A 16,197-nucleotide genomic window follows, 5' to 3' on the forward strand; every position below is an offset into this window, starting at 1 on the left:
ATCCCTCCAGTTGGTTTCATTCCTGTTTTCGACTGGCGGCAGCCGCGGCATTCATGCCGGGACAGCCGCTGCCCCTGTGATTAGAAATCCAATTCGATTGTGCTTGCGAGATGTTTACTTTTGTTTACTTTTTCGCTTAATTGAATGTCTTTTAAAGGAATGGATGGGTTTCTCATAATCGCCGAAAGGATCATGACGTAATCCTTGGCCAATACAGCAATGGTTTTCTTTTTAAACAGTTTCGTACAGTAATCAAAACTGCCCTGAATCTCATCTTGATCTATTAAGAAGTTCAGCTGTAAATCAAATTTGGCTGCCGTCTCTGTTTGTTCATAAGGCCTGACTGCGAGAGAGTCCACTTCAATATCTGTTTGTTCGGTATTTTGCAGGACAAACATCGTATCAAACAATGGATTGCAGCTTAAGTCCCGTTTCACACCCAGTTTTTCAACTAATTCTTCAAAAGGATACTCTTGATGTTCAAAAGCCTTCAGCATGGTTTCTTTCGTTTCCGTTATATAATCCAAAAATGTCTTTTCCGCCATTGGAGCGGTGCGGATGGCTAATGTATTGACAAACATTCCGATAATGGGTTCCAAATCCGCATGCGGTCTCCCTGCAATAGGTGTACCGACAACGATATCATCCTGACCGCTGTATTTTGCCAGCAGTATGGAATAGGCCGAGAATAGAATCATGTAAGCGGTCGATCCGGTCAATTCTTCCAGCTGCTTTATCCCTTGGGTGACAGTCTTATCGAGCGTAAAATTGTGCCTTTTCCCATCAAAGCTTCTAACCGGCGGTCTCGCAAAATCTTTCGGCAGCTCGAATGACGGGAGCTCTTCATGAAATACACCAAGCCAATACTCTTCCTGGCTCTTGATTCGTTCTCTTTGTTCTTTTTGATGTTTCCATTCCGTAAAGTCTTTGTACTGAATACGGAGCGGAGCTAACTCTTTGCCGTCATACAATTGAATCAGTTCTTCGACAAAAATATTCATGGAGGCGCCGTCCGTGATAATGTGGTGCATGTCAAACATGAAAATATGCAGGTCTTGTTCTAACTCGATGAGTCCGACCCTGAGTAATGGAGCTTGGCTGAGATCGAACGGCCGCACGAAGGCCCGGAAACATTCCTCAACCTCGTCGGCTGTTGCTTTGTATCTTTCCATCGAAAACTCCACTTGCGATTTGATCACCTGCACCGGTTCTCCGCGGACCATTTCAAAACCGGTACGCAGCGATTCATGGCGCTGGATCAGTCTTTGGAAAGCGGTTTGCAAGCGATTCATGTCGAGTTTTCCTTCTAATGTAAGAATTCCCGGCATATTGTAGCTCAGTTCTCCGCCTTCTATTTGTGTTGACAGGTAAACCATCTTCTGCACGGACGATACGGGATAGACATCTTTTGCTTTGGCTTTCGGAATATAGTCCGGTCCGTTGGTTTCAGCTTCTGCAATAGCCTGTGCCATTTCTTCAACTGTCGGACATTGAAAGACTTCTCTTAATGAAATGTTTTTGCTGAATTGCTTATGAATTTTGGCGATGAGCGTCATCCCTCGCAACGAGTGGCCGCCCAAATCGAAAAAGTTATCTTTTACACCTATTTCTTTTACCTTCAAAACGTCTTGCCAGATGCATATCAGCTGCTCTTCCATATTCGTCCGCGGAGCAACGTAGTCAGTCCCCGTTTGCAAACCTGCTTCAGGCATCGGTAATGCTCTTCGATTTACTTTTCCATTGCCGGTTAGCGGCAGTTTCTCCAGCTGGATGAAGTATGAAGGGATCATATATCCCGGTATTTGGCCAGCAAGTTTTTCTTTCAGCTGACTGATCGAGAGTGATTGCTCTGCTGTAAAATAGGCATACAAATCGCTTTGGCCATCGGTATTTTCTTTTGCTAGGACAACTGCTTCCTGTACGTGCTTGAGAAGAGCGGCTTCCACCTCACCGAGTTCAACCCGATAACCGCGGATTTTGACTTGATGGTCCCTCCTTCCCGCATATTCAATGTTTCCCTCGGGAAGGTAACGAGCCAGATCGCCTGTTTTATACATCCGTTGATTCGAGTCATATGGGTGCGGAACAAAAGTTTCGAGCGTCAGAGACTCCCTGTTATGATAGCCTCTGGCCAAGCTCACTCCTGAAATACAAAGTTCACCGACGATTCCGACAGGCTGAAGCGTTCCGGCTTCATTCAAAATGAAAATCTCCGTATTTGAAATCGGTTTTCCGATCGGCTGAAGCTCCTGATCTGTATCAGGATCGACGGTATACATGGTCACAACATGCGTCTCCGACGGACCGTAATGATTATGCAATGTGACTTGGTGTCGTGCCAGCATGTCACGCAGCATCCTTGTTGCGATGAGCTGTTCTCCCGCAGCGATGATGTGATCCACGCACTCGGCAAACGGTTCGAAATAGTGTTTCTCTGAGGCAAGGAGCTTAAGGAACGCTGTCGGGAGAAATGCTGTTTGTATCCCGTGCGTTCTGACAAAATCATTGAGCTGCCGTATGTCACGTTTTGCCTCATTGCCGATGATAAAGAGTGTTCCTCCGCTTGAAAGCGCGGAGAACATTTCTTGATAGCAGACATCAAAGCTCATTGCGGCAAATTGCAGCACTCTGTCAAAGCGAAGCTGCGTATGATCCTGCTCATAAGCGAGCAGATTCGTCATCGTCTTGTGCTCCAGCTGAACGCCTTTCGGCTGCCCTGTTGTGCCTGACGTGTAAATAACATACATTAAATCATTTTCCGAGCAGGAAAGGTTAAGATTGTCTGTTCTGCCTTGATATAGTAACGGATCATCAAGCAGAAGCACTTCTCCTTCAAAGAGCGGCGGAATAGCGTGACCTGCACAAGTCAAAAGCACATCGGCACCGCTGTCTTTTAGCATAAAAGCCCGCCGTTTTTCGGGAAGCTCCGGATCGATAGGGAGAAATGCTGCGCCGGCCTTTAATATGGCTAAAATGCCGATGATCATATGTGCTGAGCGATCCGTGAGAACGGCAACAACCTGATCAGTGCAGGCACCCTTATCTTGAAGAACGCGCGCCAGCTGATTGGAACGTTCATTCAGCTGACGATAAGTCAGCGTCTGATTTCCAAACATGACGGCTTCATGATCCGGGTTACGCTCAACCTGCTGCTCAAAAAGCTGATGAATCGGTGTCGGAATTCGTTTTTCCCCAACTGCAGTATCGTTAAAGAGTTGCTGAATGTCTCTTTCCTCTTCCTTGGTCATCATATTTAAACGAGCCAGCTCGGCCTCAGGCTGTTTAATAATCGAATCAACCAGCTGTTCAAAATGCCCCATCATCCGTTCGATCGTTTCCGGTTTAAACAGAGCCGTCAAGTATTCCATCGTGAACTGAATACCCGCCCCTTCTTCCACAGCAGTTAAAGTTAGATCAAATTTCGCCATCGTATGTCCGTTTGGATATGGTTTGAAAGTGACGTCATTTATCTCTAACTGTTCCTGCTCCGTGTTTTGAAGCACAAACATGGTGTCAAACAATGGATTGCGGCTCAAGTCTCTGGCGATATTCAGTTGATCGATCAGCGCTTCGAACGGATAATCCTGATGTTCATAAGCTTTTAATGCATTCTCCTTCACTTCGGACAGATACTGAGAGAACGTCTTCCCTTTTTCAGGGTAATTTCTCATCGCCAATGTATTGACAAACATTCCGATAATCGGTTCCAAATCGGCGTGCGGTCTTCCCGCTATAGGACTGCCGACAATAATGTCTTCCTGGCCGCTGTATTTTGAAAGCAATAATGTATAAGACGCAAGGAGCACCATATATAAAGTCGATTCAGTTTGGGATGCCAGCTGCTTTAATCCGTCGCTTTTTTGCTTATCAAGCGTAAAATGCATTGTGGCTCCCGCAAAATCCCGTGCCGACGGCCGGATATAATCGGCCGGCAGATGAAGGACAGGAACGTCGCCGCTGTACAGCTCTAACCAATAGGCTTCTTGTTTTTGAATCTGCTGTAATCTCGCTTCGCCGGTCTGCCATACCGCGTAGTCCTTGTACTGGATGCGCAGGGGCGGTAATGTCTCTCCTTCATAAATCCGGATAAATTCTTTGATCAATACGCTCATGGATGTTCCGTCAGAAATAATGTGGTGCATATCAAACATCAGAATTCCGCGGTCAGATTGAAGTTCAATCAGCCCTACGCGAAGCAGCGGCGGCTCATCCAGGTGAAAAGGACGAATAAATTGGCGGATATAAAGGTCCGCATCAACTTCTTCCCCTTGGTACCACTCTGCTTCAAACGCCGCGTGATCCAAGACATACTGAACAGGTTCTCCGTCAGCCATTTTAAAACCGGTGCGCAAAGATTCATGGCGCAAAATCAGCGTGCGGAAGGCTTGCTGCAGCTTGTCACGATCAAGCTTTCCTTCCACAGTCATCAGTCCCAGCATGTTGTAACTGAGTTCTCCGCCTTCCAAGTGATTCAGGATGTACAACCGTTTTTGTGCTGAGGATACCGGATAATAAGGTCTTTTTTCAATTGCAGGAATCGCGGCATACCCGGTCAGCTCCGTCTTCGTGATCGTCCGTGCGAGCTGTTCAATGGTTGGGAAATGGAAGACGTCCCGCAAAGGAATTTGGACATGCATTTGCTTTTGTATTTTTGCAATCAGCGCCGTTGCCCGCAGGGAGTGTCCGCCGATCTCAAAAAAGTGATCTCTGATCCCCACCTGCTCTAGTCCAAGGACATCCTCCCAAATTGCTGTCAGCTGGATTTCTGCCGAAGTTTGCGGCGGGACGTACTCTATGCCGCTATCACGCTTTTTGACCGGAGCCGGCAATAACTGGCGATTCAACTTCCCGTTTGGCGTCAGCGGCATCTTATCCAGCTGCACAAAATGAGCCGGGATCATATATCCGGGTAAATGCCGGGCCATTCTTTCGCGAAGTTCACTGATCTGTATTGTCTTATCTGCTGCAAAGTATCCGCACAAGTAATATTCATCATCTGCATCTTTAAGGGCAGCTGCGGCGGCTTCTTGAATATCAGGAACGTTCAGCATCACCGATTCGATTTCACCGAGTTCAATCCGAAAACCTTGAATTTTCACCTGATGATCAATCCGGCCGATATATTCAATATTTCCATCCGGCAGAAGGCGGGCCAGATCACCGGTTCTGTACATTCGGTCCTCCGGTACAAACGGATCGGCAACAAATTTTTCGTCCGTCAGTTCCGGCAGGTTCAAGTAACCCCGCCCGACACCGTCCCCTGCAATATACAGCTCGCCTTGGACGCCCTTCGGCTGCAGCCGTTTTTTTGAATCAAGAATGTACATTCGGTTTCTGCCTAACGGCTTGCCTATAGGGACATAGTTTTGGCTGCGTGCCCAAGCATCGGAAGAACATTCAATGTTGAACAGAGACGCGTCTACGCAAGTCTCCGTAGGCCCATATACATTAGTAATCCCAGGCGCAGCGCCATGCTCGCCGAATAATTGCTTGAGCTTATTTACCGTCGTTTTGGAAAGAGCCTCTCCTCCGATTAAAAGATGCTGAAGCGTGACTCCCTGCAAATCACCTGCAGCTATCAAAAGCTTTAAGTGGGCAGGTGTTCCGTCAGTGATGTCAATCGAATGCTGCCGATAGTAACGGCATAAGGCAGCACCGTCTGACACTATCTCTTTCGGAACAATAAACAAGGCATGGCCTGACAGCAAGGAAGCATACATTTGCTGAACAGAAGCATCGAAATAATATGGAGCGAGCATGGCTATATTCAGCTCCGCATCATAGGCAGAGTATACTTGGCGGCTCAGCCCTTCTATCAGGTGGATGACCTGGCGATGTTCAATTAACGTGCCTTTAGGCTTGCCTGTCGTGCCGGAAGTATAAATGGCATAGGCCAGTTGACTGGACTGATAAGAGAGTGCAAGACTGCTGTCTTTTTCGTGATAGAAATGTTCCTCCATGAGATCGATACATGTTCCTGAGAAGCCGATGTCATCCTGCAGCTTCCCGCAGTAAAGCAATACGCTGATGCTTGAATCATTTAAAATATAACGGATGCGTTCAGACGGAGAATCAGGATCTATCGGCAAATATGCACCGCCCGCTTTTAAAACTCCCAAGATGCCTACAACCATCTCAAGCGAGCGTTCAGTCATAATGCCGACAAGCTGATCCGCCTGCACTCCTTTTGCCTGCAAGGTTCGAGCAAGCTGATTGGCACGCCGGTTCAGTTCTTCGTAGGTGAATTGTTTACCCTCGAATACAACCGCTGTATTGTCCGGAGTACGATGCGCCTGTTCCTCGAACAACTCATGAATCGTTTTTTTACGCGGGTAATGCATGTCATTAGACTGAAAGCGGCTGAGCAGATATTCTTTTTCTTGCTGAGAGAGAAGCTCCAAATCTTCTATTTTGACAGACGGCTGCCGCAATACTTGCTGCATGAGTTTTTCAAAATGACCTCGGAGCCGCTCCACTTCTGATTTTTCATATTCGTTTTCATTAAAACCGAAATGAACGGCCAGCTGTTTGCCAGGTATGACAACCACATTCAAATCATAGTGGGAGTGTTCCTGCATATGAAAATTCGTAATGTTCAGCTCCGTACCATGATGTCCCGTCTCTTCGACTTGCTGCCCTATCGGATAATTTTCAAAGATCATGATATGATCAATTAAGTTTTGCTTTTGTTCCGTTTGGGCCTGTATTTCGTATAAAGGATAGGTATCGTACGATTGGGAAGCCAGCGCGTTTTGTTGAACCATTTGCATCGTATCAGCAAAAGTGCTGTCCTCATCGCAGCGGATGCGAACCGGAATCGTATTGATGAACAGACCGATCATCTGTTCCACATCAGGAATTTCCGCCGGCCTTCCCGACACGACACTGCCGAAGACAACATCTGCGGACCCGCTGTATTTCTGTAATAAAATTCCCCATAACGTTTGGATCAACGTATTTAACGTAACCTGATACTGATTTGCGATCTGCTGTAATTGTTTTGTCTGTTCGTGATCAAATCGGCAGATCACATTGGCATAGGCGTATTCTTTTTGTTCATGCTGCGCTATTTTATGAAGAAGCGTGGTTTCACCTTTATATCCTTCAAGATACCCGCTCCAGTACCGCTTTGCCGCTCCCTGATCTTGGCGGTCAAGCCACTCGATATAGTCGCTGTAAGGAGCTGCCGATGGCGGTTCTGGTTCCCTTCCTTCCTGTAAGGCGCTATAATGATCAAACACTTCCTTCGTGATAAGAGACAGGCACCAGCCATCCATCACAATATGATGGAAGCTCCAAATCAAATGATATTTGCGGTCTTCCATACGGAAAATCGCTATGCGCATCAGCGGATCCCGAGCCAAGTCAAATCCTTTTGCCTTGTCTTCTCTTTGATAGGCTGCGATTGCATCCTCTCTCAGGTGCTCCTCTCTATCACGCAAATCTGCAAAATGAATTTGCGGTGTTTGCGTTTTATAGACAATTTGTAAAGGAGTATCGTTCCAGCCGCTGTAAAAACGGGTTCTGAGCACGGCGTATGTTTCAAATAATCGTTCAAGGCTTGCTTTAACCCAATCAATCTTTAACTCTCCCTGCAAATCGAACGATGCTTGTTCAAAATAAGAACTTGAGGCCTCGTCCAGCAGGCTGTGAAAGAGCATTCCTTTCTGCATCGGAGTGAGCGGATACACGTTTTCAACCTCACCTGCATGCGGCAGTTGAATGAGGAGCTGATCCAATTCGCCAATGGACATGCCTTTTAACAAAATATCGCTTGGCGTCAGTTCCGATTGTTCTTTATGAACGCAATGCGTAATGATGGTCCGCAGGCGGCTTTGAATCGTTTCCGATAACCGCATGATCGTTTCTTTTGCGTACTGTTTGCTGCTGTAGCTGATCGTAAGCTTCAGCCGGCCCTCGGTGATCATTCCGTTTATATTCAATACATACGGTCTTTCTTGATGTCCGCTTGAGTCTGAACCGCAAGAATAAGAAGATAACTGAACCCCATGCTGCTGTAAATCTTGGTCAAACTGTCCCAGGTAGTTAAAGCTGATCTCAGGATTGAGTTTCGATGGCATTCCGCCGCTTAAGTACCTTGCTATTCCATATCCGATCCCTTTATACGGAATTTGGCGCAATCCTTCTTTGGTCGTCTTGATATAATCAGAGATTTCTTTGCCCGGCTGCGCGTGCAGCACAACCGGATACAGACTTGTAAACCACCCGACCGTGCGGGAGATATCTATATCTTGTATAATATGTTCTCGGCCGTGTCCCTCTAAATGAATCGGAATTTGTTCCAGTCCTGACCAATGCGATATGGAAAGACCCAGAGAAGTTAAAAGCAAATCGTTTATTTCCGTGTGATAAGCGCGATTCGCTTGTTTTAATAAGAGCTCCGTTTCCTCTTTCGTCCATTCCACAGTTGCTGTTTTGCTGTCTTTTGCAGTTGTATGGGTTTCATGAAAATCTTTAGGCAGCGGTTTGACTTCGGTTTGTTCGATTTTTGTCCAATATTCCTGTTCTTGTTTTATGGTTTCACTTTGCGCATATTCTGAGAGTCTCTTAGCCCATAATTGGAAAGAGTCTGTTTTTTGCGGGAACTGGATCGTTTGTCCGCGTTCTGCCTGCTCATATCCGCTTGCAAAATCTTCGAGTAAAATACGCCAGGATACTCCGTCAATCAGCAAATGATGGATGGCAATGAGCAGATGATCTCCATTTGCGCATTGAAACAACCCGGCTTTCATTAACGGCCCATCACTTAAATGCATACTGCTTTGTATCTCATCAGCTTTGGCTTCAATTGTACGTCCCGGATCGGGATCTTCTTTCAGATTCAGGACTTCTAAGCGGTACAGCCCGCTTTGGGCGATTTCTTCATTGTGTGCCTCACAGCCATTTTCTGTAGTCCGGAACGTCATGCGGAGCGCATCGTGATGTTCAGCAAGCTTTTGCAGGGTTTGACGAAGCTGCGTTTCCTGAAGACCTTCCGGCGCATGCAGCATGACGGCTTGATTGTAATAATGCTGATCTGTTGTTATTTGTTCAAAAAACCAATGCTGAATAGGAGTCAGGCTGACTTTTCCTTTGACCTCACCTTGATCGGCTATACGCAGATTCTGCTTGATATGCGGACTCAATTCAGCAATTGTTGCATATTGAAACAAGTCTTTGATTTCCATTTTGTATCCTTGCTGATTTAATCTGGAGGATACTTGAATGGATTTAATGGAATCTCCGCCAAGATCGAAGAAATTATCAAGAATACTGACGTTTTCAGCGCCTAATACCGATTCCCAGGCAGAAACTAATATTTCTTCAGCTTTTGTTCGGGGAGCTTTATACTCTGCTCTGTCCTGCAGCTCGAAATTCGGAGCCGGCAGCCCTTTTCTGTTTATTTTTCCGTTAGAAGTTAAAGGCATTTCATCAAGCTCAATAAAATAAGCCGGAACCATATAACTTGCAAGGGTATGAGACAATTGTTTCCGGAGACGGGCTGCCGTTGTTTGCCCGCCGCTCACGTAATATGCACACAATTGTTTAAATCCGTGGACGTCCTCTCTGGCTGTAACGACAGCTTCCTTGATCGCTTCTTCTTGAAGCAGTGCCGCCTCGATCTCGCCTAATTCGATACGATAGCCTCTGATTTTCACTTGTTCATCTATTCTGCCCGCATATTCAATGTTTCCGTCCGCCAGCCACTTCGCCAAATCTCCGGTCTTATACATCTTCGCTCCGGGTTCAAACGGGTCATCGACAAATTTCTCCGCCGTTAATTCGGGACGGTTCAAATATCCTCTTGCCACACCAGCGCCGCTGATATAGATCTCTCCCGGCACTCCGATCGGTGCGGGTTTCATATTCTCATCAAGAACGTAAATGCTCGTGTTTGCCGCAGCGGTTCCGATCGGTACTGATTCCCGCCTGTCCTTTGCGGGATCATAACGGTAAATCATGCAGCCGACAACGGTTTCCGTCGGTCCGTACTCATTGCATATTTCAATCCGGCCTTCGAACTGTTCATGAATGCTGCGGGCTAACCGGGTGCTTAAGTTTTCCCCGCCCACAATCATTCTTCTGACAGCCGTTTGATCGGCAATGTTCATTTCTTTCAAAACCTGCAAATGGGCCGGGGTCAATTTAATGATATCCACCCTCGGGTCCCGCACAATCGATTCAAGCAGAGCTGTTTTATCCTCTCCGTCATAGACGATGATTGCATTGCCTGTGACAAGCGGCGTGAAAATAGAAGTCACCGTCAGATCAAAAGAAATTGACGAATACAATGGGAAGTTGGCTTTCTCGCCTTTTACATAAACTTCTTTCGCCCACCAAATATAATTGGTCAAGCCTCCGTGCTCGATTAGTACGCCTTTTGGCCGCCCTGTGGAACCTGACGTATAAATGACATATGCCAAATGGCTCACATCATTTATCGGAGCAAGGTCAGAGCCATCATGGTGATAAGAACTTTCATCATCAAGTAAAACCGTGGCGCCTTCATAGGCAAGCTGTTTCCTGACGTCCCGCTGCATTAAAACGATTCCGGCTTGGGAGTCATCCAGCATATACCGGATGCGGTCTTGCGGATATTCCGGATCTATAGGTACATAGGCTCCGCCTGATTTTAAAACGGCAAGGATTCCGACCACCGATTCGATGCTGTTTCTTGTGATGATGGCTACAGGCTGATCCGCCTGCACTCCTTTCGCTCTTAACGTTCGCGCCAGTCGGTTGGCCCGCTTATTGAGCTCTCCGTACGTGAGCTGCCTGTCCTTATCAATGACGGCTGCTTGATCGGGCGTACGCTGCGATTGCTCTTCAAATAATTGATGAACCGGCGTCTGCGGGAACGGCGCGGCCGTGTCGTTAAGCGTCTGCAGAAGGGTTCTTCTTTCGCCTTCCGTTAACAATTCCGCTTGATCCACCCGGATATCCGCATCTGTCACGACTTGATGCAGGATTTGCATGAAATGTTCCCGAACCCGCTCTATGCTTGCCCGCTCATACACATTTGCGTTGTATTCAAAAGAGATGTTCATCTCGTCGCCCGGAATAACAGTCAAATTAAAATCGTAGTTGGTCTGTTCTTCCATTTGTACGTTGGAAATCGTGATGGATGTTCCGTTTTGGCGGCCTATACTTTCCATATACTGATCAACCGGATAATTTTCGAATATCATTAAATGTGTAATTAAATCTTGCTTTTGCGTTGTACGCGCTTGAATATCGTACAGCGGGTGTGTCTCAAATTGTTGAGACGCTACAGCCCTTTCCTGCGCCTCTTTCATAAGCCCGGCAAACGTTGTCCCGGCTTCACATCGGAACCGGACGGGAATGGTGTTAATGAATAAGCCGATCATGGTTTCCACGTTTGGAATTCCAGCAGGTCTTCCGGATACAACACTTCCAAACACAACGTCCCGGCTGCGGTTATATTTCTGCAGCAAAACCGCCCATGCCGTCTGCAGCAGCGTGTTCAGCGTGACATGATGCTTGCCGGCCGTCCGCTTCATTTTCGAAGTGAGATCGGAGCTTATGTCACACGTCACTTTTTCAGGAACGTATCGTCCGTCTTCCGTTGCATGGTGATCCTTAGGAAGGCCGGTTTGCTCCTCATATCCTTCCAAGTACTTATCCCAATAAGCCGCGGCCTCTTTCGCATCTTGCCGGCCGAGCCATTCAATATATTGACTGTACGGAGTAATTGACGATTGTTCAGGCTGCTTTTGCTGAAGCAAAGCAAAGTAATTCTCGAAAATTTCTTTTGTAATGAGCGGCAGACACCAGCCGTCCATCAAAATATGGTGGAAACTCCAGATAAAACGGTATGTCTTTTCATCCGTACGAAGGATGAATAACCGCATTAACGCGCCTTTTTCTAAGTCGAACCCCCGCATCTTATCTTCTCTGGCATACTGCTGAATCATCGCTTCTTTTTGTGATTCCTTCATCTCTCGTAAGTCATTGAATTGAAAACCGATTTTTTTCGTTTTGAATATGATTTGGAGCGGCTGATCCTTCCAGCCTCTGTAAAAATTCGTGCGGAAAATATCATATTTTTGCGATAAGCCGTCCAAGCTTTTTGAAAATGAATCAATTTCCAGATCTCCATGCAGATCAAACATCGTTTGCTGAAAATAAGCACCTGAATTCGGATCAAATAAGCTGTGAAACAGCATGCCCTTCTGCATCGGCGTTAATGGATAAATATTTTCCGCTTCGCCTAATTCACGCGTCTGCTCCAAAAGCTGTTCCAGTTCGTCGATTGAGATGTCTTTTAACAGGATGTCACTTGGTGTGAGAGAAGTCTGCTGCCGGCTTACGCAATGTGCAATGACTTCTTGCAGACTTTCTTTCAACCCCCGGGCAAATTGAGCCATAGTAGATCTTTCGTATTGTTTGCTGCTGTAGCTCAGTGTCAGTGATAATGTCCCTTCGGCAATCATGCCGTTCAAATCAAGCACGGCCGTTCTCTCTTGGTTTTCGTTCATTGATAACCCTGTGGAAAAAGGCGAGATGCGCAAAGCCTGATGCTTCAGGTCTTGGTCAAATTGCCCCAAATAATTAAACGATATCTCCGGATTCAGCTGCAGGCTGTCGGCTTCCGAGTGCCCGGATATATATTTGATGATGCTGTAATTCATTCCTTTGTCAGGGATACGGCGCAGCCCTTCTTTTACGATCTTGATCCGCTGCGATAGGTTTTTTCCGGCTTCCATCCTCAGGACGACAGGGTACTGGCTTGTGAACCATCCTATCGTGCGGGAAATGTCAGCATCCGGAATAATCGGTTCTCTCCCGTGGCCTTCCAAATTCACGACAATGTCTTCCGTGCCTGTCCACTTGTGAACAGCCAGCCCTAACGAAGTCAGCAGCAGATCGTTGATATCCGTGTTGTAGGCGCGGTTCGCTTGTTTTAATAATTGCTCCGTTTCCTCTTTTGTCCATTGAATCGTCACTTCTTCGCTGTCTCTTAATAACGACCCTTCGCTGATAGTGTCCTTAGGCAATGGCTGAGGCTTTATACTTGAAAGCTCGGTCCAATACGCAATCTCCTCTTCCATATCGGTTTCCGCCGCATATTTGGACAATTGATCGGCCCAGGATGGAAACGAGTCTGTTTTTTGCGGGAGCTGGATCGTTTGTCCGCGTTCTGCCTGCTCATATCCGCTTGCAAAATCTTCGAGTAAAATACGCCAGGATACTCCGTCAATCAGCAAATGATGAATTGCAATCAGCAAATGATCTCCGTCCGGACATTGGAACAAACCGAGCTTCATCAATGGCCCTTTGTCTAATACCATGCTGCTTTGAATCTCATTCGCTTTATCGGCAATCGCTTGAGCTGGATCGGTTTCCCCTTTATAATTCATCACTTCCAGATGGTATAGTTCACTTTCATCTGTTCCTGTAATTCGCGGAGCGTATCCATCCGGCGTTTTTTCAAAAATCATCCTCAAGGCATCGTGATGTGACGCGATCCGTTCCATCGTCCGGCGAAGCGGAGCCACTTTAAAGCCTTCCGCCGAATATAACATGACGGCCTGATTGTAATGGTGTGCATGCGGCATTTTTTGCTCAAAAAACCAATGCTGTATCGGGGTCAGCTTGGTTCCGCCATTCACTTCTCCTTGATCAGCCACCCTGCTGACCGGTGCTACAAACTGACTGAGTTCAGCAATCGAGGGGTGTTTAAACAAATGCTTCATATCAACCTTGTATCCGGCTTGATACAATCTGGATGACACCTGAATTGATTTAATCGAATCTCCGCCAAAATCAAAGAAATTATCCAAAATTCCTATACGTTCTGCCCCTAATACTTCTTGCCAGATAGACGCCAGCAGTTCTTCTATTGTGTTCCGCGGGGCTATGTATTCGTTTTCCGCCCGCGTATTTTCGTCAGCAGCAGGCAAAGCTTTCAGATCAATCTTCCCATTGGAAGTGAGCGGAATGCGTTCCAATGGGATAAAGCGGGAGGGAATCATATAATTCGGCAGTTCCCGGGATAATTCTTCTCTGAACTGCGCAGCGGTCAAAGAAGGCTCGCCGACATAATAGGCATACAATTGTTTGGCCCCGTCTGCGTCTTCCCGCGCGACGACTGCGGCTTCACGAACGTTTTCCAGATTGAACATGGCTGCCTCTACCTCGCCGATCTCAATCCGGTAGCCGCGAATTTTCACTTGATGATCAATCCGCCCTAAATATTCGATTCTTCCATCCGGCAGCCATCTGGCGAGATCCCCTGTCTTATACATCTTTTGACCAGGGACATGCAGATGCTCCACAAATTTTTCCTCCGTCAATTCAGGCCGATTGAGGTAGCCGCGGGCCACTCCCGCTCCTCCGACATACAGCTCTCCCGGTACGCCGATCGGCTGAATTTGATGGTGCGCTCCTAAAATATAAGCTTGATGGTTGGCCACCGGGCTGCCGATTGTGATCTGTTCATCAGCGGACTGAACAGGGTGAAATGTAGATACCACGCTGTTTTCTGTCGGTCCGTATTCATTATTGATCCGAATGCGAGGCTGCAGAGAATGCAGCTTCTCAACTGTATCTGTTTCCAGCTGCTCACCGCCCACAACAACATGCTGAACATGGATGAAGTCCTCTCTGTTCATCTGTTCGATCATCGTTTTCAGAAGACGGGGAGAAGTTGAGAAATGGGTAATTTTTTCTTGTTTTATGGCATTTTGAATGGCGAAAGTTTCTTTATTCTCTTCATTAGGCAGAAGGTGCAAAGTTGCTCCTGAGATGAGCGGGCCGAAGAAATTTAAAATGAACGCATCAAAAACATACGGGTACAAGACAAGCACGCGATCCGCCGGAGAATGCTTGAAAAACGACTTCTTCCACTGAAGCGAGTTCACAATGCCGCCGTGTTCAACCATGACCCCTTTCGGCTTTCCTGTTGTACCCGACGTATAAATGACATAGGCTAAATGGCTGTGTTCCGCTACTGGTGATAACAATGAGCAATCGGCATGGTATGATGTTTCATCATTCAAATCAATCACCGGGCCGTCAAAGGCGAGGCTGTTTTTTAAATGATGCTGAACAAGGAGAACGTCTGCATCCGCATCATGAAGCAAATATTGAAGCCGCTCTTTTGGATATTCAGGATCCAGGGGCACATAAGCGCCCCCTGCCTTCCAAACAGCTATAATGGATACGATCATCTCTAATGAACGATCAGCGAGAATGGCGACTAACGTATCGGGTTGAACCCCGCAATTACGCAATGTTCTTGCCAAACGGCTCGCCTTCTCATTCAGTTCCCTGTACGTCAAATGGTCGTTTTTAAACTTGACGGCCGCATGCTCAGGCGTTCTTTCTGCCTGCTCTTCAAATAATTGATAGACTGTTCTGCTCCCGGAGAAATCTCTGACGGTGTCGTTAAAATCAAACAATAGCTTCTGTTTTTCCGCTTCCGGTAAGATCTCTGCCGTATGGATCGCGGCTTGAGGCTGAAACAGGATCACAGACAGCAGCTGATCCAAATGGGATACAATTTGATTGATATAGCGCTCATCGTACAGATTGCCGTTATAAAAAAGCTTCAAATGAATCCCGTTGTTCTCCAAATTAAAGTGAAACAGCGTATCGGTTGCAGTATCTTCTTTACATTGCAAGGAATGAATTTCGTTAAGCGAAACGACGGTATGAACCAAAGGCATATGCTCGTCATTGTATTGCACGCTCAGATGCCGGGCCATTTTTCTAAACGGCAGGTTTTGATTTTTCAGAGAATCATTAACGGCTTCTTTCAGCTGCCCGAATACGGTTTTAAATGTGCTCTCGTTTGAAAGCGTATTTTTTAAGAGGACAATGTTGTTAACGGCTGACTGGCCGGCTTTTTGCTTCGATACCGTTGGAATGCCAAGAATCAGGTTCGTTCGATCCGTATATTTATATAACAAGCATTCAATACCCGCCAATAAAATCAGATAGGCCGCCATATCGGAATGATTCGCCATTGTCATGATTCTTTGAGATACTTCCGGAGATAAGGAACGGCAGATGCATTTTTCCTGGTAGCCGGTACGGGCCAACGACGCTTTATCCGCTGCTTTAAAGTAAGGGAATGCGCTTAGGCCGTCTTCTTCATCAAACAGGTTTTCCCAGTACGTTTCTTGAGTTTTAAATACCGACATTGGAGCACCTCATTTTATATATTTTAAA

General features: G+C 46.6%; 1 protein-coding gene. It reads right to left on the reverse strand.

Going from position 1 to position 16,197, the window contains the following annotated elements; all coding sequences use genetic code 11:
* Positions 1-80 precede the first annotated feature (80 nt).
* A complete protein-coding gene (locus tag NYE68_RS10935; protein ID WP_324635801.1) occupies positions 81-16,169 on the reverse strand; it encodes a non-ribosomal peptide synthase/polyketide synthase in 16,089 nt (5,362 codons plus the stop codon).
* Positions 16,170-16,197: the final 28 nt, after the last annotated feature.

Origin of the sequence: Bacillus sp. FSL R5-0447 (assembly GCF_038606125.1) — a bacterium.
Classification (GTDB): domain Bacteria; phylum Bacillota; class Bacilli; order Bacillales; family Bacillaceae; genus Bacillus; species Bacillus velezensis.